27 protein-coding genes are annotated in these 22,446 nt (G+C 68.8%); 20 read left to right on the top strand and 7 right to left on the bottom strand.

From position 1 onward, the window contains the following. The first annotated feature begins 2 nt into the window (after window positions 1–2). The 7 genes from infA to ACYVGI_RS01315 all read left to right on the top strand — a co-directional run bounded on the left by infA (window position 3) and on the right by ACYVGI_RS01315 (window position 4,250). Window positions 3–224, top strand: coding sequence for a translation initiation factor IF-1 (gene infA, locus ACYVGI_RS01345; protein ID WP_011186713.1), 222 nt, complete (start codon window positions 3–5; stop codon window positions 222–224). 78 nt (window positions 225–302) lie between these two features. Further along, the gene (gene rpmJ / locus ACYVGI_RS01340) at window positions 303–416 is read left to right on the top strand and encodes a 50S ribosomal protein L36 (RefSeq protein ID WP_021759549.1); all 114 of its coding nucleotides are present in this window, start codon (window positions 303–305) and stop codon (window positions 414–416) included. A gap of 169 nt (window positions 417–585) precedes the next feature. Then, window positions 586–960 carry a 30S ribosomal protein S13 gene (rpsM, locus tag ACYVGI_RS01335; protein ID WP_055894822.1) on the top strand — a complete coding sequence of 125 codons (375 nt, stop codon included), beginning with the start codon at window positions 586–588 and terminating at the stop codon, window positions 958–960. 41 nt (window positions 961–1,001) lie between these two features. Then, window positions 1,002–1,400, top strand: a complete 399-nt coding sequence (gene rpsK, locus ACYVGI_RS01330) for a 30S ribosomal protein S11 (protein WP_055821293.1) — start codon at window positions 1,002–1,004, stop codon at window positions 1,398–1,400. A 134-nt stretch (window positions 1,401–1,534) separates the two neighbouring features. Further along, entirely contained in the window at window positions 1,535–2,530 is a 996-nt protein-coding gene (locus ACYVGI_RS01325) for a DNA-directed RNA polymerase subunit alpha (RefSeq protein WP_055894825.1), read from the top strand. A 53-nt stretch (window positions 2,531–2,583) separates the two neighbouring features. Continuing rightward, window positions 2,584–3,138, top strand: a complete 555-nt coding sequence (gene rplQ / locus ACYVGI_RS01320) for a 50S ribosomal protein L17 (protein WP_460630877.1) — start codon at window positions 2,584–2,586, stop codon at window positions 3,136–3,138. An 80-nt stretch (window positions 3,139–3,218) separates the two neighbouring features. Next, a complete protein-coding gene (locus ACYVGI_RS01315) occupies window positions 3,219–4,250 on the top strand; it encodes a GNAT family N-acetyltransferase (protein WP_460630876.1) in 1,032 nt (343 codons plus the stop codon). A 19-nt stretch (window positions 4,251–4,269) separates the two neighbouring features. Here ACYVGI_RS01315 and ACYVGI_RS01310 read toward each other — a convergent pair whose 3' ends face one another. Next, window positions 4,270–6,312, bottom strand: a complete 2,043-nt coding sequence (locus ACYVGI_RS01310; protein ID WP_460630875.1) for an acyltransferase family protein — start codon at window positions 6,310–6,312, stop codon at window positions 4,270–4,272. A 77-nt stretch (window positions 6,313–6,389) separates the two neighbouring features. Here ACYVGI_RS01310 and truA point away from each other — a divergent pair, with 77 nt between their 5' ends. After that, the gene (truA, locus tag ACYVGI_RS01305; protein ID WP_460630874.1) at window positions 6,390–7,259 is read left to right on the top strand and encodes a tRNA pseudouridine(38-40) synthase TruA; all 870 of its coding nucleotides are present in this window, start codon (window positions 6,390–6,392) and stop codon (window positions 7,257–7,259) included. Between the two features lie 22 nt (window positions 7,260–7,281). On the opposite strand, the gene ACYVGI_RS01300 is transcribed toward truA, so the two are convergent. Together ACYVGI_RS01300 and ACYVGI_RS01295 are read right to left on the bottom strand one after the other, a co-directional pair. Next, a complete protein-coding gene (locus ACYVGI_RS01300; RefSeq protein WP_460630873.1) occupies window positions 7,282–7,944 on the bottom strand; it encodes a response regulator in 663 nt (220 codons plus the stop codon). After that, a complete protein-coding gene (locus ACYVGI_RS01295; protein ID WP_460630872.1) occupies window positions 7,941–9,188 on the bottom strand; it encodes a sensor histidine kinase in 1,248 nt (415 codons plus the stop codon). The genes ACYVGI_RS01300 and ACYVGI_RS01295 overlap by 4 nt, the downstream gene beginning before the upstream one ends. A 259-nt stretch (window positions 9,189–9,447) precedes the next feature. On the opposite strand from ACYVGI_RS01295, the gene rplM reads away from it, so the two are divergent. Genes rplM through glmM form a run of 3 tightly spaced genes read left to right on the top strand, consistent with a single transcriptional unit; the run spans window position 9,448 to window position 11,828 of the window. Beyond that, entirely contained in the window at window positions 9,448–9,894 is a 447-nt protein-coding gene (gene rplM, locus ACYVGI_RS01290) for a 50S ribosomal protein L13 (RefSeq protein ID WP_460630871.1), read from the top strand. 47 nt (window positions 9,895–9,941) lie between these two features. After that, on the top strand, window positions 9,942–10,439 hold the full coding sequence (rpsI, locus tag ACYVGI_RS01285) for a 30S ribosomal protein S9 (protein WP_055894843.1): 498 nt from the start codon (window positions 9,942–9,944) through the stop codon (window positions 10,437–10,439). A gap of 27 nt (window positions 10,440–10,466) precedes the next feature. Further along, entirely contained in the window at window positions 10,467–11,828 is a 1,362-nt protein-coding gene (glmM, locus tag ACYVGI_RS01280) for a phosphoglucosamine mutase (RefSeq protein ID WP_460630870.1), read from the top strand. Window positions 11,829–11,845: 17 nt separating this feature from the next. Here the strand turns inward: glmM and ACYVGI_RS01275 are convergent, their stop codons facing one another. The 3 genes from ACYVGI_RS01275 to coaA all read right to left on the bottom strand — a co-directional run bounded on the left by ACYVGI_RS01275 (window position 11,846) and on the right by coaA (window position 13,524). Next, the gene (locus tag ACYVGI_RS01275; RefSeq protein ID WP_460630869.1) at window positions 11,846–12,151 is read right to left on the bottom strand and encodes a helix-turn-helix domain-containing protein; all 306 of its coding nucleotides are present in this window, start codon (window positions 12,149–12,151) and stop codon (window positions 11,846–11,848) included. A 17-nt stretch (window positions 12,152–12,168) separates the two neighbouring features. Then, complete coding sequence (locus tag ACYVGI_RS01270) at window positions 12,169–12,477, bottom strand: helix-turn-helix domain-containing protein (protein ID WP_460630868.1); 309 nt, start codon at window positions 12,475–12,477, stop codon at window positions 12,169–12,171. An 81-nt stretch (window positions 12,478–12,558) separates the two neighbouring features. Beyond that, window positions 12,559–13,524 (bottom strand): type I pantothenate kinase, encoded by a 966-nt coding sequence (coaA, locus tag ACYVGI_RS01265; RefSeq protein ID WP_055894851.1) that lies wholly within the window; start codon window positions 13,522–13,524, stop codon window positions 12,559–12,561. Between the two features lie 43 nt (window positions 13,525–13,567). On the opposite strand from coaA, the gene glmS reads away from it, so the two are divergent. From glmS to ACYVGI_RS01225, 8 genes are all read left to right on the top strand, one after another. Then, window positions 13,568–15,418 (top strand): glutamine--fructose-6-phosphate transaminase (isomerizing), encoded by a 1,851-nt coding sequence (gene glmS / locus ACYVGI_RS01260; RefSeq protein ID WP_460630867.1) that lies wholly within the window; start codon window positions 13,568–13,570, stop codon window positions 15,416–15,418. Between the two features lie 10 nt (window positions 15,419–15,428). After that, window positions 15,429–15,785: a holo-ACP synthase gene (locus ACYVGI_RS01255; RefSeq protein ID WP_460630866.1), complete on the top strand. Its 357-nt coding sequence runs from the start codon at window positions 15,429–15,431 to the stop codon at window positions 15,783–15,785. Beyond that, window positions 15,782–16,945 (top strand): alanine racemase, encoded by a 1,164-nt coding sequence (gene alr, locus ACYVGI_RS01250; protein WP_460630865.1) that lies wholly within the window; start codon window positions 15,782–15,784, stop codon window positions 16,943–16,945. The genes ACYVGI_RS01255 and alr overlap by 4 nt, the downstream gene beginning before the upstream one ends. After that, window positions 16,942–17,493, top strand: coding sequence for a tRNA (adenosine(37)-N6)-threonylcarbamoyltransferase complex ATPase subunit type 1 TsaE (gene tsaE, locus ACYVGI_RS01245; RefSeq protein WP_460630864.1), 552 nt, complete (start codon window positions 16,942–16,944; stop codon window positions 17,491–17,493). The genes alr and tsaE overlap by 4 nt, the downstream gene beginning before the upstream one ends. A 9-nt stretch (window positions 17,494–17,502) precedes the next feature. After that, window positions 17,503–18,123 carry a tRNA (adenosine(37)-N6)-threonylcarbamoyltransferase complex dimerization subunit type 1 TsaB gene (gene tsaB, locus ACYVGI_RS01240; protein WP_460630863.1) on the top strand — a complete coding sequence of 207 codons (621 nt, stop codon included), beginning with the start codon at window positions 17,503–17,505 and terminating at the stop codon, window positions 18,121–18,123. Continuing rightward, window positions 18,120–18,668: a ribosomal protein S18-alanine N-acetyltransferase gene (gene rimI / locus ACYVGI_RS01235; protein ID WP_460630862.1), complete on the top strand. Its 549-nt coding sequence runs from the start codon at window positions 18,120–18,122 to the stop codon at window positions 18,666–18,668. The genes tsaB and rimI overlap by 4 nt, the downstream gene beginning before the upstream one ends. Then, the gene (gene tsaD / locus ACYVGI_RS01230; protein ID WP_460630861.1) at window positions 18,665–19,735 is read left to right on the top strand and encodes a tRNA (adenosine(37)-N6)-threonylcarbamoyltransferase complex transferase subunit TsaD; all 1,071 of its coding nucleotides are present in this window, start codon (window positions 18,665–18,667) and stop codon (window positions 19,733–19,735) included. Before rimI ends, tsaD begins: the two co-directional genes overlap by 4 nt. 216 nt (window positions 19,736–19,951) lie before the next feature. Beyond that, window positions 19,952–20,638, top strand: a complete 687-nt coding sequence (locus ACYVGI_RS01225) for a DUF4190 domain-containing protein (RefSeq protein WP_460630860.1) — start codon at window positions 19,952–19,954, stop codon at window positions 20,636–20,638. Window positions 20,639–20,701: 63 nt separating this feature from the next. Here ACYVGI_RS01225 and ACYVGI_RS01220 read toward each other — a convergent pair whose 3' ends face one another. Then, on the bottom strand, window positions 20,702–21,892 hold the full coding sequence (locus tag ACYVGI_RS01220) for a THUMP-like domain-containing protein (RefSeq protein WP_460630859.1): 1,191 nt from the start codon (window positions 21,890–21,892) through the stop codon (window positions 20,702–20,704). Between the two features lie 152 nt (window positions 21,893–22,044). Here ACYVGI_RS01220 and groES point away from each other — a divergent pair, with 152 nt between their 5' ends. After that, window positions 22,045–22,341, top strand: a complete 297-nt coding sequence (gene groES, locus ACYVGI_RS01215; protein ID WP_055894868.1) for a co-chaperone GroES — start codon at window positions 22,045–22,047, stop codon at window positions 22,339–22,341. The last annotated feature ends 105 nt before the right edge of the window (window positions 22,342–22,446 follow it).

Below are 22,446 nucleotides of genomic sequence, written 5' to 3'. Positions count from 1 at the left end.
CTATGGCCAAAAAAGACGGCGTCATCGAGATCGAAGGATCCGTGATCGAGGCTCTTCCCAATGCGATGTTCCGCGTTGAGTTGACCAACGGTCACAAGGTCCTCGCCCACATCTCCGGCAAAATGCGCCAGCACTACATCCGCATCCTCCCCGAGGACCGCGTGATCGTGGAGCTGAGCCCATACGACCTGACCCGCGGCCGGATCGTCTACCGCTACAAGTAAAGGTCTGCTGTAAGTAACGGCCTCGTCACCGGGTAGCCCCTGACGAGGTACGAGGACAGCGAACAAAGGTAAAGAAATATGAAGGTCAAGCCCTCCGTCAAGAAGATCTGCGACAAGTGCAAGGTCATCCGTCGCAACGGCCGGGTCATGGTCATCTGCGAGAACCCGCGCCACAAGCAGCGCCAGGGTTAATCGCGGTTCCGGCCGGTGGGATGCTCTCCCGCCGGCCACCCATAACTCAATATCGAAATATGGCAGTTCCAGATCCTGCGGCGCGTGAGCGCCACGGGGGACACCCTCGGTTGGAGGCCGGGGCACCGGAACTGCTGCAGACCTCCACTCACTCACAGGAGAAGCCACAATGGCACGTCTAGCAGGCGTTGACATCCCGCGCGAGAAGCGCGTGGAAGTCGCACTCACTTACATCTACGGCGTCGGCCGCACGCGGGCTCTGAAGACCCTCGCCGACACCGCTATCGACGGAAACATCCGCGTCAAGGATCTGTCCGACGACCAGCTCGTCGCCCTCCGCGACTACATCGAAGGCAACTTCAAGGTCGAGGGTGACCTCCGCCGCGAGGTCGCGGCCGACATCCGCCGCAAGGTCGAGATCGGCAGCTACGAGGGAATCCGCCACCGCAAGGGCCTCCCGGTCCGCGGTCAGCGCACCAAGACCAACGCTCGCACCCGCAAGGGCCCGAAGCGCACCGTGGCCGGCAAGAAGAAGGCTCGCTAGGCCTTAGCCAGCAGCCTCGCCCATAGGATTCAGGAGAAATCATGGCAGCACCCAAGTCGGCCGTTCGCAAGCCGCGCAAGAAAGAGAAGAAGAACATCGCCGTGGGCCAGGCCCACATCAAGTCGACGTTCAACAACACCATCGTTTCGATCACCGACACCACTGGTGCGGTCATCAGCTGGGCATCGTCCGGCGGCGTCGGCTTCAAGGGTTCGCGCAAGTCGACCCCGTTCGCCGCTCAGCTCGCCGCCGAGTCGGCTGCGCGTCAGGCGCAGGAGCACGGCATGAAGAAGGTCGACGTCTTCGTCAAGGGACCGGGCTCCGGCCGCGAGACCGCGATCCGTTCGCTCCAGGCCGCAGGCCTCGAGGTCGGCTCGATCAACGACGTCACCCCGCAGGCGCACAACGGTTGCCGCCCGCCGAAGCGTCGCCGCGTCTAAGCTGTATTCCTTTTCGCGCAAGCGTGGGGCGGCGGCTGGCTGAGCCAGCCGTCGCCCGACGCGCGCGATGCGACAACTCAATACCCACAAACGCAAGTGTCATATAGCGGACACTTAGCCGAAAGGAATCAACAGTGCTCATTGCACAGCGTCCTACGCTCGCCGAAGAGAACATTTCCGAGTTCCGCTCGCGGTTCGTGATCGAGCCCCTCGAGCCCGGTTTCGGTTACACACTCGGCAACTCGCTTCGCCGCACCCTCCTTTCCTCGATTCCCGGCGCGGCTGTCACCAGCATCCGCATCGACGGCGTGCTGCACGAGTTCAGCACGGTCCCGGGTGTCAAGGAAGACGTCACCGAGATCATCCTGAACATCAAGGGTCTCGTCGTCTCCAGCGAGCACGACGAGCCGATCACGGCCTACCTCCGCAAGACCGGCTCCGGCCAGGTCACCGCTGCGGACATCTCGGCTCCGGCCGGTGTGGAGATCCACAACCCCGAGCTGGTCATCGCGACCCTCAACGACAAGGCGAAGTTCGAGGTCGAGCTGACCATCGAGCGCGGCCGTGGCTACGTGTCGGCGACCCAGAACCGCAACGAGTACAGCGAGGCCGGTCAGATCCCGATCGACTCGATCTACTCCCCGGTCCTGAAAGTCACCTACCGTGTCGAGGCGACTCGTGCCGGTGAGCGCACCGACTTCGACCGCCTCGTGGTCGACGTCGAGACCAAGCCGGCGATCAGCCCGCGCGACGCCATCGCCTCGGCCGGTCGCACGCTGACCGAGCTGTTCGGTCTGGCGCGCGAGCTCAACACGGCCGCAGAGGGCATCGAGATCGGCCCCGCGCCGGTCGACGCCGTCCTCAGCTCCGAGCTGTCGATGCCGATCGAGGACCTCGACCTGTCGGTTCGCTCGTACAACTGCCTCAAGCGCGAAGGCATCAACACCGTGAGCGAGCTCGTCTCGCTCTCGGAGACGCAGCTCATGAACATCCGCAACTTCGGTCAGAAGTCGGTGGATGAGGTCAAGGACAAGCTGACCGAGATGGGCCTTTCGCTCAAGGACTCGGTCCCCGGCTTCGACGGCGCCCACTTCTACAGCGGCTACGAAGAAGACGAGACCACCATCTGAGGCTTGTCTTCCGACGACGCCTTTTGACTTTTCACACCTGGAGATAACCGATCATGCCTAAGCCCACCAAGGGCCCCCGCCTCGGAGGCGGCCCCGCGCACGAGCGCCTGATGCTCGCCAACCTGGCCGCTGCGCTGTTCACCCACAAGAGCATCAAGACGACCGAGACCAAGGCCAAGCGCCTGCGTCCGATCGCCGAGCGTCTCATCACGTTCGCGAAGCGCGGCGACCTGCACGCGCGCCGTCGCGTGCTCGCCACCATCCACGACAAGGGCGTGGTGCACGAGCTGTTCACCGAGATCGCTCCGCTCGTCGCCGAGCGTGACGGCGGATACACCCGCATCACCAAGCTGGGCTTCCGCAAGGGCGACAACGCTTCGATGGTGCAGATCGAGCTCGTGCTCGAGCCTGTCACCCCGAAGGTGAAGTCGACGAAGTCGGCGAAGGCTGCTGCTCCGAAGGCTGCTCCGGCCGCCGATGAGGCTCCGGCCGAGGCCGCCTCCACCGAGACCGAGGCCGCTGAGGCAGAGGTCGTCGAGGAGACCACCGCCGACGCTGAGGTCACCCCGGAGGAGACCACCGCCGAGGCTGAGGCCGAGAAGGCGTAACCTCTCACGGTTCCCGAAGGCCCCGCATCCAGTGGATGCGGGGCCTTCGTCGTGCACCGGGCTGTCGTTAGGCTGGGGGCATGGCCGACCACGACGACGACCTCCTGCCCGTGAACGAGCGCGTGACCGCGCCCCAGACGCACACCCCAGCGCATCCACTGATCGCCGAGTGGCGCCCGGCCACGCAGGCGGACGTCGACGCCGTGACAGAGGCGCAGCGCGCGATGGATGCGGTGGACCACCCCGAGTGGCTGCACACCCGCGACGAGGTGCAGGAGCTGTTCGACTATTCGTTCGTCGACCTCGCGGAGGACACGCTGCTCGGCTTCGGGCGGGACGGCGCGCTCGTCGCCGTCGGGGTCACGACGATGCCTCCGCTGCAGGAGTCATTGGTGCGCGTGTTCCTGGAGGGCGGCGTGCATCCCAAGCTGCGTGGCCGCGGCATCGGGCGGGAACTGCTGTCCTGGTCGAGGACGCGGGCGGAGCAGAAGCTCGCCGCATCGGAGAAGACGCTGCCCGCGTGGATCATGGCGTACGCCGATGAGCGCGCCGAGGATGCGGCCCGGCTGTTCCACCGCGACGGGTTCGAGACCGCCCGCTATTTCTTCGAGCTCGAGCGCGATCTCGCCGACCCGATCCCGGAGGTCGAGCCGGCAGGCGGCATCCGGATCGTCCCGTTCCGGGAGGATCTCACTGCCGCGGCCCTGGTGGCGCACAACGACTCGTTCCGCGATCACTGGTCGAGCCAGCCGATGAGCGAGGAGCAGTGGACGGCCTGGATCGGCGGAACCTTCCGGCCGGACATCTCGTTCCTGGCGCTGGACGGCGACGAGGTCGTCGGGTTCGTGCTCAATCAGGTGAACGAGGGCGATTGGGAGACGCAGGGTTTCACCGGGGCGTACATCGGAATGGTCGGCACCATCCGCAGCGCGCGCGGCAAGCGGATCGCGCCGGCATTGCTCGGCCGGGCGATGGAGGCGTGCAAGGCGCTCGGCTGGGAGAAGGTGACGCTGTCGGTGGATGCGGAGAACCCGTCCGGCGCGCTCGGCCTCTACACCGGGATGGGCTTCGTCCGAACGAACGCCGAGCTCAGCCTGGTGCGGGTGTACTGAGCCTCCCGGGCATCGCGGCTCACTGGGGGCGCGGTCCTGCCGTGTCCCACGGGTTGGCGACGCGGACGGGAGAGTTGGCCGCCAGCGTCAGCAGCGCATCCCGGAGGGCGTCCGCGTAGACGAGGCCGCCGCGGTGGCCGGGGTGGATCTGGTCGTCGGCGAGCAGGTCGAGGTGGCCGCCGATGTCTTCGCGCCAGGGCGCGACGGCGACCTGTTTCGGGTGGGCGGCGGCGAAACCGGCGATGGTGGTGTTGACCCCGTCCGTCCAGGATCGCGGCGCCTGCACGGTGACGAGGACGAGCTTCCTGCGGGGGCCGATCGCATCGGTGAGCGCGCCGAGCGTGTCCTCGCCGATCGAACCGTTGGTGCCGAGGCCCACCAGCACCACAGAGCGCAGCTCTCCCGCCGCCGCTGCCGCGCGGACGAGAGCGGGTGCGGCACTCATCTGGCGGGACACGACCGCGTCGATCCGGATGCCGGGGTAGCGCTCCTGCAGTGCAGGCGCCGATGCGAGCATCACCGAGTCGCCGAACGCCGAAATGTCGGCGCCGGTCGCGACCGGCTGCGGGTCGGGCGGGATGCGCAGGTGCGGCCGGTCGTGGGGCACGGCTCCGCCCGCGTTCGGCTGCGCACCCGTCGCGGGGCCGCCGAGCGCCGCCTTCCCTCTCTCGATGAAGTGCTGCGCGCCCGTGGCGGTCGGTGCCACGATCATCGCGGCGACGGTCGCGACGGAGAGCAGCGCTGCGACGCTCGCGACCGCGATTCCTCCGGCGCGTGCTGTTCGGGATGCGCGCATCCGGTGGCGGGCCGCGCGGAGGACGCCGCGCATCCCGTGCCTGCGGATGGGCTGCTCCAGCCAGCGGTGGGACAGGAACGCGGCGGCGGACGCAATGGCCAGTGCGCCGAAGCCCACGATGGGCGCCATCACCGGGTCGTGCTCATCAGGCACGACAGCGCAGACGAGCACGAAGACCGGCCAGTGCCAGAGGTACAGCCCGTAGGAACGTGCGCCGACGGCCTGCAACGGCCGGGTGTCGAGGACGCGGCCGAGCCGAGCGCCTGGAACGACGGCCGCCCAGATCGCGAGCGCGCTCAGGACGCTCACCAGCACCAGGCCGCCGCGGTAGGTGAAGGCGGCGTCGTCGCGCAGCAGAACGCACGACACGACGAGCCCGGCCAGGGAGAGCACGCCGAGCGGCGGCAGCCAGCGCCGGACGAAGACCTGCATCGCCGTCTCGCCAGCGTCGAGGTCGAGTGGTCGGGCGCGGGCGATCAGGATGGCGAGCGCAGCGCCGATCGCCAGCCCGAAGCTGTGGGTGTCCGAACCGAAGTACACGCGGGTGGGGTCGCCGCCTGCCGGGTACAGCGCGAACATCGCGACCGCGGATGCGATGGCGACCAGCGAGACCACCGCGAGCCTCGCCCACCACTGCCGCAGCAGCGCGAGGGCGAGGATGACAAGCGGCCAGACGAGGTAGAACTGCTCCTCGACCGCAAGCGACCACAGATTGCGGTACAGCTCCGGCGCATCCTGAGCGAAGTAGCTGCTGTCCGCCGCGATCGACAGCCAGTTGGCGCTGAACGTCGCAGCGCCGAGGACCTGCCTCGGCAGCCCCACGAGCACGTCGCCTCCCACGGCCAGGGCTGCGGCGGAGCACACGACGACGAGTGCCACGATCGCGGGCACGAGACGTCGCGCCCTTCGCACCCAGAAGCTGCGCAGGTCGATCCGCCCTGTCTTGCCTCGCTCGCGCATCAGCAGACTGGTGATGAGGAAGCCGCTCACCACGAAGAAGATGTCCACGCCGATGAACCCGCCCGGCAGGGCGCCGGGGAACAGGTGATAGACGAGCACCGCGGCGACGGCGATGGCGCGCAGTCCGTCGAGGCCGGCGTAGCGGCGGGTGGCCCTGCCCGCGAACGGCGGGTGTCCGGCGGGCCGGACGGCGACGGCAGGGCGGACGGTGAGCCGCTGGGCGGACGCCGGATGCGGTCGAACCGGATGCGGTGGGTGGATTCTGGTGGGCGAGGTGCTGGGGGAGGGAGAAGTCTGTGGAGTCATAGCGGGTCGGGTGATCGCGAAGGGACCACGATAGCAACGGCTCCTGACAGTCCTCGGCGCTTCCGTAGAATCGTGATGTGAACGACCTGGTGACCACCCGCTTCCGCCTCGACATCGCGTACCAGGGCACCGGGTTCAACGGCTGGGCCCGCCAGCCGGGGCAGCGAACCGTGCAGGGCGAGCTCGAGTCGGCCCTCGCGACGATCTTCCGGCGGTACGGCGACGCGCCCACCTTGACGGTCGCCGGACGAACGGATGCGGGCGTGCACGCGACCGGGCAGGTCGCCCACGTGGACCTGACGGAGCCGCAGGTGGCCGTCCTGCGCCGCCGCAGGGGCAAACTGCCCGTCCTCCCCGCCGCCGAGGTGCTGGCGCGCAGGGTCAACGGCGTGCTCGGACCTGTGCCCGACGTGATCGTCACGGCGGCGAGCATTGCGCCGGAGGGCTTCGACGCCCGGTTCTCCGCGATCTGGCGTCGCTACGTGTACCGCATCGCCGACCCTGCCTCCCTGCGCGATCCCCTGCAGCGGCACCGCACCGCCTGGGTCTCGGCCCCGCTCGACGTCGAGGCGATGGATGCGGCAGCGCTCGGCCTGCTCGGACTCCACGACTTCGCCAGCTACTGCAAGCCCCGTGAGGGCGCGACGACCATCCGGACACTGCAGGACTTCGGCTGGTCGCGCGACGACGACGGGGTGCTCGTGGCCGAGGTGAGGGCCGATGCGTTCTGCCACAGCATGGTGCGCTCCCTCGTCGGAGCGTGCGCCGGGGTCGGGGAGGGCAAGCTCACGCCGGAGGAGCTGGTGGCGCTGCGCGACGGCCAGCAGCGCACGAACGCGTTCAAGGTCATGCCGGCCCGCGGCCTGACGCTCACGCAGGTCGGCTATCCCGACGACGTCGGGCTCGCGATCCGCGCAGAGCAGACCAGGGCACGGCGGACACTGTAGACCGGGACGCTGGAGGCCTTGCTCAGCGCACCAGCCCGTTCTCATAGGCGAACGCGACGAGCTGCACGCGCGATGTGAGCGCGAGCTTCGCCAGGATGCTGCGCATGTGACTCTTCACCGTCGCCTCGCTGATGTACGCGGTCTGGCCGACCTCGGCGTTGCTGAGTCCGCGAGCGGCGAGCAGGAAGACCTCCTTCTCTCTGGCGGAGAGGCCGGCGATCGCGGCGGGCGCAGGGGCACGCCGCTGACCGCCGAACAGTTCGGCGGTGTCTTTCGGCGCGATCACTGCGTGACCGGCGTCGACGGTGCGGATCGCGGCGAGGACGAACTCGGGCGTCGTGTCCTTCATGATGAATCCGGATGCGCCTGCCCGTACCGCGCGCGCCACCGCCTCGTCCCGCTGGAACGTGGTGAGCACGATGATCTTCGGAACGCCGTCCTGGTCGGCGCCACCCCGGTCGGTTCCGGACAGGATGCGCTCGGTCGCCGCGATGCCGTCGAGCACGGGCATCCGCACATCCATCAGCACCACATCAGGCCGTTCGCGCTCGACCAGGGCGACCGCCGCCTCGCCGTCGTGCGCCGACCCGGCGAACGCGAGGTCGGGCTGCGACTCGATCAGCATGGCGAGGCCAGAGCAGAACAGCACCTGGTCGTCGACGACCGCCACCCGGATCGCGCTCACGACGCCTGCTCGACGGCAGCGGTGGGGATGAACGCGGTGACGACGTATCCGCCTGGCACGTCGTCGTCGTCCCCGGCGGTGAGCCAGCCGCCGGCGAGGCGTGCCCGTTCGTGCATCCCGTACAGGCCGCGCGATTTTGTGGTCTGCTGTGCACGCTCTCCCGGCGTGCCGGTGGAGGTCACCGCGATGGCGAGACCCTGGCCGCGCCAGTCGAGCGAGACGCGCGCCGCCGGCTCTGCTCCCGCGTGCTTGAGCGCATTCGTCAGGCTCTCCTGCACGATGCGGTAGACGGCGAGTTCTTGCGCTCCGGTCAGCGGCTCGGCGTCTCCGAACTGCTCCAGCTCCACGGCGAGCCCTGCTGTCCGCATCCGTTCGACCAGCTCGCCGACGTCGTCGACGGTCGGGGTGGAGTGCCCGATCGGGTCGGCGACGAGCGTCTGGATGAGCATCCGCACCTCGGTGAGCGAGGTGCGAGCGGAGGCGGCGATGTTCTCAAGCGACTCGGAGACCGCCTCTGGACGGGCGGGAGCGACGAACCGGGCGCCGTCTGCCTGAGCGATGATCACGGAGAGCGAGTGCGCCATGATGTCGTGCACGTCCTGGGCGATCCTGTCGCGCTCCTGGGAGACGAGCAGGTCGACCTCGGCGCTGCGCAACTCGTCGGTGGTCTGGGCGAGGAGCACGTCGCTGCGCAGCTTCTGCTGCCAGGCGCGGCCGAAGAAGCCGAGGAGCCAGGCGCACACCGCGAACGCGATCGCGACGGAGAAGATGATGACCCTGTTCACGACGATCGCACCGACGCTGGTGGTCGTGCTGGGGAACGGGCCGTACCAATCGAGCCTCGGCCATGCGATGAGCAGACCTGCGACAGAGACAGCCAGCCCGACGGCGAACACGAATGAGAGCGGCCTCCAGCGATCCCGGATGCTCACGCTCACGCCGACGATCACAACGAGGAACCCGAACGCGATCGGCCAGTCCGTCGAGCCGAACGCCCCTGCGGGGAAGATCAGCTGCCCGATGACGATCAGCGTGCAGAGGCCCATTGCGATCATCGGCCAGATCCGGCAGATCGCGATGGCGATGGAGACCCCCATGAGTGCCGCCCACCACGGCAGCACACTCTGCAGGAAGCCGGAATGGATCTGGTGCCGTCCGACCTCCGCGAACGCCCAGAACAGGAAGAACGCGATCGCGATCAGGGGCTCGATGTAGCGCTGAGCGACGGGGAATAGCTTGACCATGCGCCTCACGCTATGGTGCTCCGGGGGCCGGCGCATCGCATTCCCCCGCTTTTCAGCCCCAAGGCTGAGTGCTTCCCGCCCGCGGTTTGACCGGCATCCCGCCTGTCGCGTACTATTGATCTTTGGTGTCCGCGCCTCTGCGGTGCGACACACGAACGTGAGCCCTCCGAAGGGCAGGTTCCCTCCTCATCCAGGAGCGGAACAGCCAGGGAGTGGGATTCACGAACACCTCCGTTCGATACAGAAAGCAGCCACTACTGTGACGCGCACTTACACCCCGAAGGCAGACGAGATCCAGCGCGACTGGCTCATCATCGACGCGACTGACGTCGTGCTCGGCCGTCTCGCCAGCCACACCGCCGCTCTCCTCCGTGGAAAGCACAAGGCGACGTTCGCCCCCCACATGGACTCCGGCGACTTCGTCATCATCGTCAACGCGGACAAGGTCGCCCTCACCGGCGCCAAGGCTGCGCAGAAGAAGGCGTACCGCCACTCCGGTTACCCGGGCGGCCTCTCGGCTGTCACCTACGCCGAGCTCCTCGAGAAGAACCCGATCCGCGCTGTGGAGAAGGCCGTCCGTGGAATGCTCCCCAAGAACTCGATCGGCCGCGCTCAGCTCCGCAAGCTGAAGGTCTACACGGGAAGCGAGCACCCGCACGCCGCCCAGCAGCCGAAGCCGTACACCCTCGGCCAGGTCGCTCAGTAAGCGACCGACAGACCTTTCAGACTCAGAGATAAAGGATTATCACCATCGTGGCGAAGATCGCAGACAGCATCGAGTCGGCTCAGGCCGACAACGTCGAGTCCTACTCGACCGAGACCCCGGCCTCCGAGGCCCCCCAGGCGCAGCGCCCCGTCCTCACCGTTCCCGGTGCGGCCGTCGGCCGTCGCAAGCAGGCCATCGCCCGCGCGCGCCTCGTTCCCGGCTCCGGCAGCATCACGGTCAACGGCCGTGAGTTCGCCGACTACTTCCCGAACAAGCTGCACCAGCAGCTCATCACCGACCCGTTCAAGGTCCTCGACCTCATCGGCGGCTACGACGTCATCGCACGCATCACCGGTGGTGGCCCTTCCGGCCAGGCCGGCGCGCTGCGCCTGGCGATCGCTCGTGCCCTCAACGAGATCGACCGCGAGAACAACCGTGCCACCCTCAAGAAGGCGGGCTTCCTGACTCGTGACGCTCGCGTCATCGAGCGCAAGAAGGCCGGTCTCAAGAAGGCCCGCAAGGCGTCGCAGTTCTCCAAGCGCTAAGCGTCGACAGCGCTTAGGCTTCGGTTCATGCCACGCCTTTTCGGAACCGACGGAGTCCGCGGACTCGCGAACGGTAGTCTCACCGCCGACCTCGCGCTCGGCCTTGCTCAGGCAGCCGCTGCTGTCCTGACGCAAGGCCGCAGCGCGGAGGCGCGGCGTGCCGCGGGCAAGCGCCCATCGGCGATCGTCGCCCGTGACCCTCGTGTCTCGGGCGAGTTCATTTCTGCGGCCGTGTCCGCCGGGCTCGCGAGCTCCGGCATCGACGTGTACGACGCCGGGGTCATCCCGACGCCCGCTGCCGCTTTCCTGATCGCGGACTTCGATGCCGACTTCGGCGTCATGGTCTCCGCATCCCACAATCCGGCACCGGACAACGGAATCAAGATCTTCGCCAGGGGCGGCACCAAACTGCCCGACATCGTCGAGAACAGGATCGAGGAGCACCTCTCCCTCGAGAAGCTGGCTCCGACCGGCGCGGCCGTCGGCCGCATCCGCCGCTTCGCCGATGCTGAGGACCGCTACGTCCTGCACCTGCTCGCGAGCCTGCCGCACCGCCTCGACGGCATCCACGTCGTCCTCGACTGCGCCCACGGTGCAGCGGCCGGCGTCTCGCCCGAGGTGTTCACGGATGCGGGCGCCCGCGTCACCGTCATCGGCGACTCGCCGGACGGGATGAACATCAACGACGGGGTCGGCTCGACCCACCTCGACAATCTCGCCGCTGCCGTTCTGGCCGCCGGTGCGGATGTCGGCATCGCGCACGACGGCGACGCCGACCGCTGCCTCGCGATCGACGCGAACGGCAACGTGGTCGACGGCGACCAGATCATGGCGATCCTCGCGGTCGGCATGAAACAGCGCGGCAAGCTCCGCGACGACACGCTCGTCGCCACCGTGATGAGCAACCTCGGGCTGAAGCTCGCGATGCGCGATCACGGCATCAGGGTCGTCGAGACAGCCGTCGGCGACCGGTACGTGCTCGAGGAGATGAACCAGAACGACTACTCCCTCGGCGGGGAGCAGTCCGGTCACGTCATCATGCGCGAGTTCGCCACGACGGGCGACGGCATCCTGACCGGCCTGCACCTGCTCAGCGAGATGGCACGCCAGGGCAAGACCCTCGCGGAGCTCGCCCAGGTGATGACCGTCTACCCGCAGGTGATGGTGAACGTCAAGAACGTCGACCACCACGCCGTGCACACCGACGACGGCCTCAAGGCGGCCGTGCAGACGGCGGAGGCGACGCTCGGCGACACCGGACGCGTGCTCCTGCGCCCGTCCGGCACGGAGCCGCTGGTGCGCGTGATGGTCGAGGCGGCGGACATCCACACGGCCGAGCGCCTCGCCGAGGAGCTCGCCACCGTCGTGCGCGAGCGGTTGTCGCTCTAGCGGTCTCTGACCGGCTTTCAGCGGGTTCTGCGGCCGCGGGCTTCGATGAAGTCTGCGGCCGTGAACACGCGCTCCTCCGGCGGAAGCATGTCCATGCCGGTCAGCCCGGCGGTGAGCGCGCCGAGGTCGATGCCGAGCACGGTGGACACCTGCACCAGCGTCTCGAGGGTCGGATTGCTCTGGCCGCGCTCGAGCTTGCCGTAGTTCGCGACGTCCATTCCCGCGAGATGTGCGATGTCGGACTGCGGGAGCCCGAGGGCGATCCTGGCATCCCGGATGCGGTCCCCGAGGATCGCTGCGGCGTTCGAACGCTGTACTGGCACGATGTCTCCCGGTCGGCTCAGCGGCCGCCCTCGCCCTTCCTGGATGCGATGAAATCGGCCACCGTGTACGTGCGCGTGCGCTTCGGCAGCAGTTCGTCCCCGTACAACCCCTTGAGCAGGTCGCCAGGGTCGACGTTCAGTGCTGTCGCCAGCCGCACGATCGTGTGGAGCTCGGCGTTGGCTTCTCCTCGCTCGATCCGTCCGTAGTTGGTGGAGTGCATGTCGGCGAGGTGCGCCGCGTCCTCCTGGGAGAGGCCGAGGGCGAGCCTGGCCGCGCGCACGCGCTCGCCGAACAGCTCGGCGGCGCGGGAGTGTGGAGCGGCCATACCTCATGATGGAATAACACGCGCTTTGAATACCAGAGCGTGAAGACCCTGTTATCCAGACCTGGGGGATTTATGCCCCGATCAGAGCTTCCGCAGCAGTACGGAGCTCACCGTGTGATCGGCGCCCTTTCGCAGCACCAGCTTGGCCCGGGAGCGCGTGGGCCGGATGTTCTGGGTGAGGTTCGGTTCGTTGATCGACTCCCAGATGCTGGATGCGCGTGCGCGCGCCTGCTCCTCGGTCAGCTCGGCGAAGCGATGGAAGTACGACTTGGGGTTGGTGAACGCCCCGCGCTGCAGCTTGAGGAAGCGCTCCTGGTACCAGTGCGCGATGTCGCGAGTGCGCGCATCCACGTAGACGGAGAAGTCGAACAGGTCGCTGACCGCGAGCCGGTTGCCTCCTCCGGCCGGCTGCAGCACATTGAGCCCCTCGACGATGAGCACGTCCGGACGGCGGACCACGATCTCGGCGTCCGGCACGATGTCGTAGCTGAGGTGCGAGTAGAACGGCGCACGCACCTCGGCTGCGCCGCTCTTGACGGCGGTGACGAAGCGTAGGAGAGCCTTCCGGTCGTACGACTCGGGGAAGCCCTTCCTGTCCATCAGGCCGCGGCGCTCCAGCTCCGCATTGGGCAGCAGAAACCCGTCGGTGGTGACGAGCTCGACACGGGGCGTGTCGTCCCAGCGGGACAGCAGCTCGCGCATCAGCCGCGCGATCGTCGACTTGCCGACGGCGACGGAGCCCGCGACGCCGATCACGAACGGGGTGCTCGCCGCGCGCTCGCCGAGGAACTGGCTGGTCACCCTGTGCAACTGCTTCGCGCCGCCGACGTAGAGGTTCAGCAGGCGGCTGAGCGGCAGATAGACCTCTTCGACTTCGCGCATGTCGAGCGGGTCGCCGAGGCCGCGGAGCTGCACGATCTCGGTCTCCTTGAGCGGAAGTCGTGTGCTCTGCGCGAGATCGGCCCAGTCGGCTCTGCTCAGCTCGACGAACGGGGACGAGTCGCCGTTGCCTGTGGATACGCCCTGTGCTGCGCCGTTCACCGCCATAGGCGACAAGTCTAGGGTGTCGCGCCAGGCTAAAATCGGCAGCATGTGTGGAATCGTGGGGTACGTCGGTACCGACAAGAGTGTTGAGGTCCTGCTCGGCGGCCTGAAGCGGCTGGAGTACCGCGGGTACGACTCGGCCGGTATCGCCGTGATCGGCCCGGACGGCCAGCTCGGCACGGCGAAGAAGGCGGGCAAGCTGTCCGCGCTCGCCGGTGAGCTGGATGCGCACCCGATCCCGAACGGCGGCACGGGCATCGGCCACACCCGCTGGGCGACCCACGGCGGACCGACCGACCGCAACGCCCACCCGCACCTCGGAGACGACGGCAAGCTCGCCGTCATCCACAACGGCATCATCGAGAACTTCGCCACGCTGCGCGACGAACTGCTCGCCGACGGCTTCACCTTCGAGTCGGAGACCGACACCGAGGTCGCCGCCGTGCTCCTCGGCCGCGAGTACCGCACGACGGGCGACCTGAACGAGGCGTTCCAGCGCGTCGTCTCGCGCCTCGAGGGAGCATTCACGCTGCTCGCGCTGCACAAGGACCAGCCGCACGTGGTCGTCGGCGCGCGCCGCAACTCGCCGCTGGTGATCGGCCTCGGCGAGGGTGAGAACTTCCTCGGCTCCGATGTCGCAGCGTTCGTCGAGCACACCCGCAACGCACTGGCCATCGGCCAGGACCAGATCGTGACCATCACTCCGGATGCGGTCACCGTCACCGACTTCTCCGGCTCGCCCGTCGAGGTGGAGCCGTTCGAGATCGCCTGGGACGCCTCCGCCGCCGAGAAGGGCGGCTGGTCGTCGTTCATGGCCAAGGAGATCGCGGAGGAGCCGGACGCCGTCGCGAACACGCTGCGCGGCCGCATCGTCGACGGCACCGTGCACATCCCGGAGCTGGACGTGCTCGGCGACGACAAGCTCTCGACCATCGACCGCATCGCGATCATCGCCTGCGGCACCGCCGCGTACGCCGGCATGGTGGGCAGCTACGCCATCGAGAAGTGGGCGCGCGTGCCCGTCACCGTCGAGCTGAGCCACGAGTTCCGCTACCGCGAGCCTGTCATCACCGACAACACCCTCGTCATCTCGATCAGCCAGTCCGGCGAGACGATGGACACCCTCATGGCCGTCAAGTACGCCCGCGAGGCCGGAGCCACGGCGATCTCCGTCTGCAACACGCAGGGCGCGACCATCCCGCGCGAGTCGGACGCCGCGCTGTACACGCACGCGGGCCCGGAGGTCGCCGTCGCGTCGACCAAGGCGTTCGTCGCGCAGATCACCGCGCTCTACCTGTTCGGCCTGCACCTGGCGCGCGTGCGCGGAACCCTCTCCGAGGTGCAGCAGCACGACGCCATCGACGAGCTGCAGGCCGTTCCGGAGAAGATCGCGTCCGTGCTGGAATCGCACGAGACCATCGCCCAGCTCGCCAGGTGGATGTCCGATACCCGCTCCGTGCTCTTCCTCGGTCGCCACGTCGGATACCCGATCGCCCTGGAGGGTGCGCTGAAGCTCAAGGAGCTGGCGTACATCCACGCGGAGGGCTTCGCGGCAGGCGAGCTCAAGCACGGTCCGATCGCGCTGATCGAGCCTGGCCAGCCGGTCTTCGTCGTCGTTCCCAGCCCGCGCTGGTCGGACGAGATGCACAAGAAGGTCGTCTCGAACATCCAGGAGATCCGCGCCAGAGGCGCGCGCGTCATCGCGATCGCGGAGGAGGGCGACGCCGCCGTGCTCCCGTTCGCCGACGAGGTCATCCGCATCCCGCTTGCCGCTCCGCTGTTCGAGCCGCTGCTCGCCGTGGTGCCGCTGCAGATCTTCGCCATGGAGCTCTCCGCGGCCAAGGGCCTCGACGTGGACCAGCCGCGCAACCTGGCCAAGTCCGTCACCGTCGAGTGACGGAGCGGCCGTGATCGCCGGGATCGGGGTCGACGTCGTCGACCTGGAACGCTTCGCCCGCTCCCTCGAGCGGACGCCGCGCCTGCGGGAACGGCTCTTCACCGACGCGGAGCGCGGCCTGCCCGTGCACTCGCTGGCGGCGCGCTTCGCGGCCAAGGAGGCGCTGATCAAGGCGCTCGGCGGCTCGGAGGGCGTGCGCTGGCACGACATGGAGATCGTCGCGGACGACGAGCGCAACCCGGGCTTCGTGCTGCACAACCTGATCGAACGGGACGTGCGCGAGCGGGGGATCGCGCACATCCATGTGACCATGACGCACGACGCGGGGGTCGCGACGGCGTTCGTGGTGACGGAGAGGGACAGTTGACCATCGCTCACGAGACCGAGGAGCGCGCGGACTTCCGCGAGGCCGTGATCGACCTGCGGGCGCTCGCGGCGAACGTCGCGCACCTCCGCGAGGTGGTCGGCACCGAACACGTGATGGCGGTCGTCAAGGCGAACGCCTACGGGCACGGCGCCGTCGAGTGTGCGCGGGCGGCGCTCGCCGGGGGAGCGGACTGGCTCGGCGTCGCCGACCTCACCGAGGCGATGCAGCTCAGGGACGCTGGGATCGACGCCCCGCTGCTGGCCTGGCTCCACGACCCGGATGCGGACTTCGCTCCCGCCATCGCCGCCGGCGTCGACATCGGGGTGTCCTCGATCGCGCAGCTCGACGCCGTGGCGGCCGCGCGGCGCGCTCTGGTACAGCGCGGCGAGCTGCACGGGCAGGCGTTCGTGCAGCTCAAGCTCGAGACGGGGCTCAGCCGCAACGGCATCTCCGAACCGCAGTGGGATGCGGCGTTCGCCCGCGCCCGCGAGCTGGAGCACGCGGGTGACATCGTCGTGCGCGGAGTGTTCAGCCACGTGTCGAACGCCTCCCCGGAAGACGACCGCGCCGCCGTCGCCGTCTACACCCGCGGGCTCGACCGCGCTGCGGCGGCCGGACTGCGACCCGAGCTGCGTCACCTGGCCGCATCCGCCGCCGCGCTGACCATCCCGGATGCGCGGTTCAACCTGGTGCGCCTCGGCCTCACCATCTACGGTCTGTCGCCGCTCGCCGGCCGGTCGAGCGCCGACCTGGGACTGCGCCCCGTGATGACCCTGCGCGGCAGCGTCGCCGCTGTGCGCCGCGTGCCGGCAGGCACCGGCGTCTCCTACGACTACACCTATCGCACGTCCGGTGACACGACCCTGGCGCTCGTGCCGCTCGGCTACGCGGAAGGCATCCCGCGGCACGCCTCCAACACTGCCCCTGTCTCGATCGCCGGCGCACGGTTCCGCGTCTGCGGCCGCATCGCCATGGACCAGTTCGTGGTAGACGTCGACGACCATCCCGTGCAGGTCGGCGACGAGGTCGTCCTCTTCGGAGACCCGGCGGCCGGTGTCCCGTCGGCAGACGACTGGGCCGCGGCCGCTGGAACCATCAACTACGAGATCGTGACGCGCATCGGCGCCAGGGTGCGCCGCCGCTACGTGGGGATGCCGTGACCGGCTACGTCTGGCCGCCCGTGACGAGAGTCGTGCCGACTGCGGCGGACATGCACACGTTCGGCGTCGAGCTGGCGGCGATCCTGCGCGCGGGCGACCTGGTGGTGCTGAGCGGCCCGCTCGGCGCAGGCAAGACCACGATGACCCGCGGCATCGGCGATGGCCTGCAGGTGCGCGGCTCGGTGACGAGCCCGACCTTCGTGCTCGCCAGAACGCATCCGAGCGTCGTCGGCGGGCCGCCGCTGGTACACGTGGATGCGTACCGCCTCGGCAGCGCGCTGGAGCTGGACGACCTCGACATCGACTTCGCCCGCTCCGTCGTGGTGGTGGAGTGGGGCGCCGGGATGCTCGACGGCGTGACGGAGTCCTGGCTCGAGGTGGAGATCGCGCGACCGACGGGTGCGGCGGACGCCGGGGACGCCGCGGACGCCGCGGACGCCGCGGACGATGTGGACGATGTGGAGCTGGACGCCGACGAGCCGCGCACGGTCACGGTGACCGGGTACGGACCGCGCTGGGCCTCCGGCACGTCGCCCGATCCCGTTTAGGCTGGATCCATGCTTCTCGCCATCGACACCTCCGCCGGAACGAGTGTGGCCGTGGTCGATCGCGACCGCGGGATCATCGCCGAACGCACCGAGGCGGACACCATGCGGCACGCCGAGGTCATCGGCGAGCTGATCGAGGCGGTGCTGGCCGAGTCCGGCGTCGCCGTGAGCGCGCTGTCCGGCGTCGTCGCCGGTATGGGTCCCGGGCCGTTCACCGGCCTGCGGGTGGGTATCGCCGCAGCCAAGGCGTTCGCGTTCGGCGCAGGGAAGCCGCTGGTGCCCGTGGTCAGCCACGACGCCGTCGCGTTCGAGCGGTACGGCGCCGGCGCGGCGGGCGACCTGCTCGTCGTGACGGATGCCCGCCGCAAGGAGCTCTACTGGTCCGCATACTCCGGACTGGACGAGCACGGCATCCCCGTGCGCCTGGACGGTCCAGGGCTGACGAAACCGGACGACCTGCCGCACGGCGGGATGACGCGGTTCGACGCATCCACTGTCTCCGCAGGCGCCCTCGGGATGATCGCCGAGCTGCGCTACTCGAACCGGCTGCCGTTCGACTCCGACGAGCCGCTCTACCTGCGGTCGCCGGACGTCACACTCTCCTCCGGCCCCAAGAGGGTGAGCGCGTGACCGCCTGGCAGCTCAGGCGCGCCACGGACGACGACGTGGATGCGATAATGCGGCTCGAACGCGCCACCTTCGTCTCCGACGCCTGGTCGGAGCACTCGATGCGCTCCGAGGTGGCGAGCGCCAACGGGTACTACCTGGTCGCGTTCGAGCCGGAGCACCCAGAGCAGATCGACGGCTATGCCGGACTGCTTGCGCCGCAGGGCGCCGGTGAGGGCGACATCCAGACCATCGCCGTCGCCCCGCACGCCCGCCGCAGGGGGCTCGGCCGCGTGCTGATGCTTTCCCTCATCGTCGAGGCTCGCAAGCGCGGGGCACGCGAGGTGTTCCTCGAAGTGCGCGCTGACAACCCAGGCGCCCAGACCCTGTACCGCGAGCTCGGCTTCGAGGAGATCGGCGTCCGGCCGCGCTACTACCAGCCGGACGGCGTCGACGCGATCGTGATGCGCCTCGCCGTGCCGACCCCGCAGACCACGACAGCGACGGCGACGACAGCAACGACGACGACCGAGACCACGACAGAGACGACGGCAGAGACGACGGCATGAACAGAGCGAACCCCCTCGTCCTCGGCATCGAGACCTCCTGCGATGAGACCGGCATCGGCATCGTCCGGGGGACGACCCTGCTCGCCAACACGATCGCCTCATCGATGGACGAGCACGCCCGCTACGGCGGCGTCGTTCCCGAGGTCGCCGCGCGCGCCCACCTGGAGGCGCTGACGCCGACGCTCCGCACGGCCGTCGCCGACGCGGGCATCGACCTGGCCGACATCGACGCGGTCTCCGTCACGAGCGGTCCTGGGCTGTCCGGTGCGCTGATGGTCGGCGTCGGGGCGGCGAAGGCGCTCGCCCTCTCGCTCGGCAAACCGCTGTACGCGGTGAACCACCTGGTCGGCCATGTCGGCGCGGACCTGCTCGACGCGCACGGCGGGCACGGACACCCCGTCGAACTGCCGACGATCGCTCTCCTCGTCTCCGGCGGCCACACCTCGCTGCTGCTGGTCCGCGACCTGGTGACCGACGTCGAGCTGCTCGGCGAGACCATCGACGACGCGGCAGGGGAGGCGTTCGACAAGGTCGCGCGCGTCCTCGGGCTGCCGTATCCGGGAGGCCCCCAGATCGACAGGGTCGCCGTCGACGGAGACCCGAAGGCGATCCGGTTCCCGCGCGGCCTCACCAAGCCGAAAGACCTCGAACACCACCGGTACGACTTCTCGTTCTCCGGTCTCAAGACCGCGGTCGCGCGCTGGGTCGAACAGCGACAGGATGCGGGAGAGCCCGTGCCCGTCGCCGACGTCGCCGCCTCGTTCCGCGAGGCCGTCGTGGATGTGCTGATCACGAAGGCGCTCGCCGCCTGCGCCGACTTCGGCGTCCCTCGCCTGCTGCTCGGGGGAGGGGTGGTCGCGAACGCTCGGGTGCGGCAGGTGGCACAGGAACGGGCGACGGCCGCGGGCGTCGAGTTGCGCATCCCCGCCCTGTCGCTGTGCACGGACAACGGGGCGATGATCGCCGCTCTCGGCGCGCAACTGATCATGGCGGGCCACGAGCCGAGCACCCTCGGCTTCTCGGCGGACTCGACCCTCCCTGTCACGGAGATCCAGGTCATGCGCTGACCTGCAGGGGCCCGGATACGACCGAGGTATCGCGTCACCGCCAGGCCACGTGGTACCGCGGTCCCCATTCCTGTGCGGACGCTCACGGTCGCGCATCCCGATCGGTAGGCTGGTCGAGGGGGCGCCGATGGGGGACTGTCGTTGACACCCGTGTGCACCCGCTGCCAGCATTGGCTGCGATACAGGAATTTCTCAGGATTGAAGGAGATGGGTCTCATGACCGATCCGAACGTGCCGGCGGAGCCGGTGGACCCCAACGCACAGAGCGGCGACGTGCCGACCGGAGAGGCGCAGACCGGCGCTGTTCCCCCCGTCGAGCCCGCGGCAGCGCCCGCTGCGCCCGCTGCACCCGCTGCGCCCGAGGCTGCCCCGGCAGCGCCCGTGCCCCCGGCAGCGCCCGTCCCGCCGGCCGGATACGGCCAGCAGCCGCAGGCCCCGGGCCAGCCGTACGGCCAGCAGCAGCCGTATGGTCAGCAGCAGCCCTATGGTCAGCAGCAGCCCTACGGTCAGCAGCAGCCGTACGGTCAGCAGCCGTATGGCCAGCAGCAGGCCTATGGCCAGCAGCAGGCATACGGTCAGCCCGCGTACGGACAGCCGGCCCCCGGATACGCGCAGCCGTACGCGGCTCCCGCCAAGTCGCCGACGCTGAGCATCCTGTCGATGGTCGGCGGCATCATCGGTGTCGTGCTCGGCTGGGTCTACGGCATCGGCTTCCCGTTCGGCGTCGCCGCGATCATTCTCGGCTTCATCGGCAAGAAGAAGGAACCGGCCGCGAAGGGCTTCTGGCTCACCGGTATCATCACCGGTTTCGTCAGCGTGCTGTTCTCGGTGATCATCTGGGTGGTCATCATCATCTTCGTCATCGCCGTGAGCGCGAGCAGCAACTACTACAGCGGATACTGATCCGCCGACTGTCCGATGGGCCGGGATGCGCGTGAGCGCGTCCCGGCCCATCGTCGTCTCCGGTCAGTGGATGCGTTCCACCAGCATCGCCGTGTGCTTACCTGCCACGCGCGTGAGCAGCAGCGTCGCCGACGCCGAGCCGCTGAGGGAGAGGCGCTTGCGGAGGGCGGCGGGGTCCACATCCACGCCCCGCTTCTTGATCTCGAGGGTCCCGATGCCGCGGTCGCGCAGGGCGCGCTTCAGGTCGCGTTCGTTGAACGGCAGTGTCTCGATCACGCGGAAGCCGCTGGCGAACGGCGTCGTGGCGAGACTGTCGGAGGTGATGTACGCGATGCCGTCCGCGAGCATCCTGCCGTCGATGCTGCGCGCGAGGTCGCCGATGAGCCTGGCGCGGATGACCGCCCCGTCCGGTTCGTAGACGTATTCGCCGAGCGGGCCGGTCTCCTCGTCGCCACTGTCGGCGCGCGCGGTGAGCTCGGTGGCCTCGTCGCCTTTGATCACCAGCGCGGCGCGGCCGATGCCTGGGCGCGCGAGCACGCCGAACCAGAGGCCCATCTCGACCACCTGGCCGTCCACGGAGATCCACTGGGCTTCGGCGGACGAGGGGATGAGGTCGCGGTCGAGTCCCGGGCCCAGCTTGACGCCGACCGACCGTCCCGTCGCCAGCTCGAAGGCGAAGCCGAGGGAGGGGGAGTACTCGTCCGGGTCGGTGAGCCTGGACGTCTGGCCGTGCCCGGCCGTGCGTCTGGCCGGATCGAGGAAGACGCCGTCGAACGAGCGCAGGTCGACGTCCTCCGCCCTCCTGTGCTCCACCGTCGTGCGGGGGAACGGCGCGAGGTTGTAGCTGGCGATCGCGGCGGTGACCTCGTCGGCGTCCACGGCCAGCACCTCGATGTCGAGTGCCGAGATCGCGAGCGCGTCGCCACCGATGCCGCAGCCGAGGTCGGCGACGCGCTCCAGCCCGGCCGCGTGGAAGCGTCCCGCGTGCCGTGCGGCGACGGGCAGTCTGGTCGCCTGCTCCAGGCCGGATTCGGTGAACAGCATCCGGTCGGCGAAGGCGCCGAACTTGGCCGTCGCCTTCGAGCGCAGCTTGGCCTGGGTGAGCACGGCAGCCACCAGTCCAGGAGAGTGGCCGGCCTTGCGCAGGTCGCTGACCAGCCGGAGCACGTCGCGCTCCGAGTGGTACGGCGGCAGCGAATCGAGCAGCCGCAGCCCCTCGGTGGAGAGCAGCTCGACGAGTTCCGACCGGTCCATGCGACTCACGCTACCTCGTCTGTGTCATCCTCCTGGCACTCACGTTGCGTGACTGCTAACGCACCCTCTAAACTCGTGTTAGCACTCTCACTATGAGGCTGCTAACTCACGTCTTTTGTTCACGCCTGTGTTTGTAGGAAAGAGGGTCAACCGTGTCGGTCTCCATCAAGCCGCTCGAGGATCGCATCGTCATCAAGCAGGTCGAGGCTGAGCAGACCACTGCATCTGGTCTGGTCATTCCCGACACTGCCAAGGAGAAGCCGCAGGAGGGCGAAGTCGTCGCCGTCGGCCCCGGCCGCATCGACGACAACGGCAACCGCGTTCCGCTCGACGTCGCCGTCGGCGACAAGGTGATCTACTCCAAGTACGGCGGAACCGAGGTCAAGTTCGGTGGCGAGGACTACCTCGTTCTCTCCGCTCGCGACGTTCTGGCGGTCGTCGTCCGCTGACGACAGGCCGTTCGATGGCCCGGGTGCGCACGCGCATCCGGGCCATCGTCGTTCTGCCGGATCTCCGTCCGAACGGAGATCCGCCGCGATTCCGGGCAGTTTCTC

It is taken from the genome of Leifsonia lichenia, from assembly GCF_054780215.1.
This window is presented reverse-complemented; position numbering and strand designations above follow the sequence as displayed.